This is a genomic window from Companilactobacillus bobalius (assembly GCF_009764355.1).
Genome location: NZ_LNUA01000055.1, coordinates 1 through 2,941, shown reverse-complemented (window position 1 = coordinate 2,941; position 2,941 = coordinate 1). Strand labels below are relative to the sequence as shown.

The window sequence follows — 2,941 nt, the reverse complement described above, 5'->3', positions numbered from 1 at the left end:
AACACCAAATGGTAATGGATTAGTAGATTGTCATTTTGATGACTGGGAAAATATTGACTTAATTAATTCTAAATTGTCGCAAATGACAGGTGTATTGGGAACGTCTTATTTTAAGAATATTGTAACGGATGCACTTTTAGCAACAGATGATGATGTAAAACATATCAAGAAAGAAGATTTATAGCTATGAAAAAATATAATTGGGGAATGATTGGAACTGGTTGGATTGCTCACGAAATGGCAGATGCTTTAAACGCCGTTAATGGAGAAATATACGGGGCCTCTAATATGAACGCCGAAAAAATGGCTAAATTTGCCCAAGAGAAGGGGATTCAACATCAATACAGCAACCCAACGGATATGATTAATGATCCTAATATTGATGTTATTTATATTGCAACACCACACACATTCCATTATCAATATATTAAAGAAGCATTGAATGCAGGGAAACATGTCTTCTGTGAGAAGGCTATTACAGTTAATGCAAATGAATTTGATGAAGTTCAGGCCTTGGCTAAAAAGAAAAATCTTATTTTAATAGAAGGATTTACGTTATTACATATGCCACTTTATCAACAAGTTAAACAATTGATTTCTGATGGTAAAATTGGTCAAGTAAAATTAGTGCAAGTTAATTTTGGTAGTTTGAAAGATTACGATCCTAAAAATCGTTTCTTCAATAAAGAGTTAGCTGGTGGGGCATTACTAGATATAGGTGGATATGCTACGGCATTTGCTAGAAGTTTTTTGAGTAAGCAACCGACAAATATTTTAACTACAGTAAAATATTTTGAAACAGGTGTTGATGAGCAATCAGGAATTATCTTGAAAAATGATGATGAACAGATGGCTGTTATGGCCTTGTCAATGCGTGCTAAACAGCCAAAACGAGGAGTGATCTCTGGAACAAAAGGATATATTGAGATTAGTAATTATCCTCGTGCAACTGAGGCAGACATTACTTATACGGCTGATGCTCATACGCAAACAACTGACAAAATTGTTGTTGGTAACGATGACAAGGCACTTCAATATGAAGTTGCGGATATGCAGAAGTATATTAATAATGGTCACGATGATGGACAATTAGCTTTATCGCATGATGTAGCTCACATCTTAAACGATGTTAGAAATGATTGGGGAATGAAGTATCCCTTTGAATAGGTAAAAAATCAGTTTCATTTAACTTGAAAACCAGTCTTATTGTTTGTTTCAAATAATTCATAAATCTAAAACAGCATCCATTTAGAATTCTAAATGGATGCTGTTTTAGATTTTTAATAGTGTATGTTTTGAATCCACTCATTTGGTCCAACTTTACAATATGAGATTCCACGGGGAAGTTGAATTCTCTCATCACTAGCCCATGTACCGGCTGCTAATCGGTGTCCTGTATAAGTGAATTCATAAGTTTTGCGGTTAAATTTCCAAATATTGTGACCTGTAGAAATTGTAATGGGGCGATTGATATCTTTATTTATTAAAGCGACATCGTCAGTACTGACCCATTCATTAGTTGCGACTCGATAATAGTGATCGTTACCAGAGTCTTTTCCAATTTTATCGGTCAACCAATCTGTTTTAGCTTTAAGCTTAGGTTTCTTTATTCGAGTGAAGTCATAGGTAAAATCATCTTTTTGATCACTTCTGGAAACCATTGTTGTCTTTTTAAACGTATGGACAAAACTAACAGCTTTAACTTCGGTTGTATTTTGAAAAGAAAATATTCCGACTATTGCCAAACATAAAATAAATAATAAATTATGTCGCTTCATTTTATGAAACCCCTCAATCCTAAATTAAGACCCCATTCTATCACTAAATGTAAAAGAAGAACATGTTACTTAGTATCGTGTTCTTGATGCCATTGTTCGATATATTCTAGGCGTTGCTTAAAGAGACGTTCTTTACCTTGTTCAGTTGGTCGGTAGTATGTGCTATTTTCAACTTCTTTGGGAACGGTTTTCATGGTTGTTAACTTGTCAGCATAATCATGAGTTAATTGATAATCCCTTCCATAACCAAGATTCTTCATAAGTTTCGTAGGAGCGTTTCTGACTTGAAGAGGTACAGGAAGATTACCATACTTCTTAACGTCTTTCTGAGCTCTTAATAAAGCTTGATAAGTGGCATTAGACTTAGGAGCGACGGAAAGATAAATTACAGTCTCAACTAAATGAACATTGCATTCAGGCATACCAAGAAATTGGCAAGCTTGGAAGGCATTGATTGCGACATTTAAAGCATTAGTATCGGCTAATCCGATATCTTCACTGGCAAAACGAACTAGTCGTCTGGCTATGTAGAGAGGATCTTCGCCACCTTCAAGCATACGAGTGACCCAATAGATAGCTGAGTCGGTATCACTGTTACGCATTGATTTATGCAGGGCTGAGATGATGTTGTAATGTTCTTCACCATTTTTATCATAGCGTAGAGATTTAGTATTGAGTAATTGACGAATATCTTCCAGGTCTACTTTGGCAATCTTATCATGAACCGTTGAATTGATAACGGCCATTTCTAGGGTATTCAAAGCTACTCGAGCATCACCGTTAGCGTAATTACCAATCAATTCTAAAGTGTCATCGTCAATTTCAACTTTTAATTTTGGAAAAGCTTTAGAATTAGCGAGAGTTTTTTTCAAGAGATCGACTAAATCATCTTTAGTTAAAGACTTTAAGACGAAAACTTTACATCTCGATAGTAACGCAGAGTTGATTTCAAAGGATGGGTTTTCAGTTGTGGCACCAATCAAAGTGATGCTGCCTTTTTCGACGAAAGGTAAGAAAGCATCTTGTTGAGCTTTGTTGAAACGATGAATTTCATCAATAAAAACAATAGTCTTTTGACCCATTTCTCGATTCATTTCAGCTTCCTTCATAACCTTTTTAATGTCATTGATACCACTAGTAACAGCACTAAAAGTAATGAAATT

At 35.0% G+C, this 2,941-nt stretch carries 4 protein-coding genes; 2 read left to right on the top strand and 2 right to left on the bottom strand.

All coding sequences use genetic code 11. The features are described from left to right. Positions 1-184, top strand: a 184-nt coding sequence (locus ATN92_RS12740) for a ribose-5-phosphate isomerase A (RefSeq protein ID WP_199250843.1), incomplete at its 5' end; no start/stop codon positions are given. A gap of 2 nt (positions 185-186) precedes the next feature. Further along, complete coding sequence (locus ATN92_RS12735; protein ID WP_056950845.1) at positions 187-1,167, top strand: Gfo/Idh/MocA family protein; 981 nt, start codon at positions 187-189, stop codon at positions 1,165-1,167. A 113-nt stretch (positions 1,168-1,280) separates the two neighbouring features. Here the strand turns inward: ATN92_RS12735 and ATN92_RS12730 are convergent, their stop codons facing one another. Next, positions 1,281-1,778, bottom strand: a complete 498-nt coding sequence (locus ATN92_RS12730; RefSeq protein ID WP_056950847.1) for a hypothetical protein — start codon at positions 1,776-1,778, stop codon at positions 1,281-1,283. 65 nt (positions 1,779-1,843) lie between these two features. Beyond that, positions 1,844-2,941, bottom strand: a 1,098-nt coding sequence (locus ATN92_RS12725) for a replication-associated recombination protein A (protein ID WP_158106795.1), incomplete at its 5' end; no start/stop codon positions are given.

Coding starts and splice junctions, on each gene's coding strand:
- ATN92_RS12735 (WP_056950845.1), top strand. CDS start 187: ATGAAAAAATATAATTGGGGAATGATTGGAACTGGTTGGATTGCTCAC.
- ATN92_RS12730 (WP_056950847.1), bottom strand. CDS start 1,778: ATGAAGCGACATAATTTATTATTTATTTTATGTTTGGCAATAGTCGGA.